Annotated in this window: 3 protein-coding genes; all 3 read left to right on the top strand. The window is 60.4% G+C overall.

The genetic code is table 11. From position 1 onward, the window contains the following. A partial coding sequence (locus tag AB4Y86_RS17105; protein WP_441403362.1) for a hypothetical protein occupies positions 1–230 on the top strand: 230 nt, incomplete at its 5' end. After that, on the top strand, positions 227–1,114 hold the full coding sequence (locus tag AB4Y86_RS17100; RefSeq protein WP_441403361.1) for an ABC transporter permease: 888 nt from the start codon (positions 227–229) through the stop codon (positions 1,112–1,114). The genes AB4Y86_RS17105 and AB4Y86_RS17100, both read left to right, overlap by 4 nt. Before the next feature lie 84 nt (positions 1,115–1,198). After that, complete coding sequence (locus AB4Y86_RS17095; protein WP_441403360.1) at positions 1,199–2,251, top strand: ABC transporter substrate-binding protein; 1,053 nt, start codon at positions 1,199–1,201, stop codon at positions 2,249–2,251. The last annotated feature ends 51 nt before the right edge of the window (positions 2,252–2,302 follow it).

Below are 2,302 nucleotides of genomic sequence, written 5' to 3'. Positions count from 1 at the left end.
CTATCGCGCTGGCCGACAAGGTGGTTGTCATGACGGCCGGACCGGCTGCCGGTGTGAAGGCAACCTTCCACATTGACTTGCCGCGGCCGCGCGTTGTGCAGGAAATCCGCTTCGACAAGAAGTTCATCGACATCTACCAGAACATCTGGGAAGCCCTGCGTGAGGAAGTGGATATTGCCTATGCCCAGACAACCCGGAGCGCCAAGCCGGACAGAACGGACGCCGAATGACCATGACAAGCCTGGACAAAACTGCCACCGCGCCGGAGGAAATGCCCCGGGCCGCCCCGCAAGGTTCCGGGGGACGAAAAAGATTTGCCTCCCGACGCCGGCTCACTGTGCTGGGGGTCCAGTTCGGCATCGTCATACTGCTCCTGGGCAGCTGGGAGCTGCTGGTCCGGGCCCAAGCCCTGGACGCCCTGCTCTACGGGCAACCGAGTCTCATTGTGAAGCAGCTCTACATCTGGGTCACCGAGGGGACCGACAACGGATCCCTGGGCCAGCAGATCACGGTAACCATTGAAGAGGCCCTCATCGGCTTCTTCATCGGCACGGCTCTCGGCATAGTTTTCGGGGTCGCGATGGGACGGATCCAGTTCCTGTCCGAGGTGATCGGCCCCTTCCTCAAAGTCATCAATGCCGTTCCGCGCATCGTGCTTGGTTCCTCCTTCGTCGTCATGTTCGGCCTGGGCCTGATGTCCAAGGTCATGTTGGTCATCGTCCTCGTATTCTTTGGCGTCTTCTTCAATGCCTTTCAAGGCACAAGGGAAGTCGACAAGAACTTCATCGCAAACGCGGAGATCCTCGGAGCCAGCAAGTGGCAAGTGACGCGCCAGGTGGTCATCCCCTCTGCGTTCTCGTGGATCATCGCCAGCCTCCATGTGGCATTCGGCTTTGCCCTCATCGGGGCCATCGTCGGAGAGTTCCTGGGCTCGCAGGAGGGACTTGGCAACCTGATCCGGCAGGCCCAGGGAAACCTGAACCAGAACGGCATCTGGGCCGCCATGGTCATCATGGCCGTCGTCGCGCTCATTGCCGAGTGGCTAATTACCAAACTGGAAAACCGGCTGCTGCGCTGGCGCCCGCCCCAGCACAGTGCGGCAGCAGAAGCCTGACCGCATCACCTTCTATACACCGTCCTTTAATACATCGTCGCGGACCTGTTAGTCCGCGACACCAACATCTCAAAGAGGAGAACAATGTCTACGAAAAAGTGGATCGCCGGAGCCGGCGTCGCCGCAGCCCTGCTGGCAGCGATGACGGGCTGTGCCAACACAGCCAGCACGGCCGGGCAGGCACCGCAACAGGCCGGAGACGCCAACGGCCAGCAGGTCAAGATCATGGTGGGCGGCTTGAACAAACAGATCTATCTTCCCTTCAAGCTCGCCGACCAGCTGGGCTACTACAAGGATGCCGGCCTGAACATCCAGCTCTCCGACGAACCGGCCGGGGTTGACGCGGAGACAAACATGATCTCCGGCCAAGTCGACGGTGTGGGCGGATTCTATGACCACAACCAGGTCCTGCAAGCCAAGGGAAAATCCACTGAGGCCGTCGTGACCATGCTCCAGGTCCCCGGCGAAGTCGAACTTTGCCGGACCGACCTCAAGGACCAGATCAAATCAGCAGCGGACTGGAAGGGCCGCAACCTCGGCATTACCGACCTCGGATCCTCCACGGATTACCTGACCCAGTACATCGGCCAGAAAAACGGCGTCGCCCCTTCGGAGACCCACCGCATCGGCGTCCAGTCCGGCGGCACCCTCATTGCCGCGATGGACCACAAGAACATCGACTGCGCTATGACAACGGAACCCACAGTTTCGCAGCTGGTCAGCACCAACAAGGCCTTCATCCTCTACGACTCCCGGACACTGGCCGGTGCGCAGCAGACCTTCGGCGGGGCCTACCCGGCGACGTCGTTGTACATGACCAGCGACTACGTGGCGGCGCACAAGGATGTCGTTCAGAAGCTGGCCAACGTCTACGTCAAAACCCTCAAGTTCATCCAGGACCACACAGCTGCTGAAATCACTGACAAGGTTCCCGCCGACTACTACGCGGGTGTCGGCAAGGATGCCTACATCAAGGCACTGGACGCAGAAAAGGGCATCTACAGCCCCACCGGCCTCATGCCCACCGACGGTCCGAAGATCGYCAACGACGTGCTGCAGACCAACGCCGAGGTCAAGGGCAAGACAATTGACCTGGAAAAAACGTTCACGAACGAATTCGTGCAGGCCGCCAAGTAAGGAACAGTAAACCGCCAGTCAGCGTCTGGCACGACGGCGGCCACGTCCCTG

The organism is Arthrobacter sp. 2YAF22_2, assembly GCF_052114645.1.
GTDB lineage: Bacteria > Actinomycetota > Actinomycetes > Actinomycetales > Micrococcaceae > Arthrobacter.
This window is presented reverse-complemented; position numbering and strand designations above follow the sequence as displayed.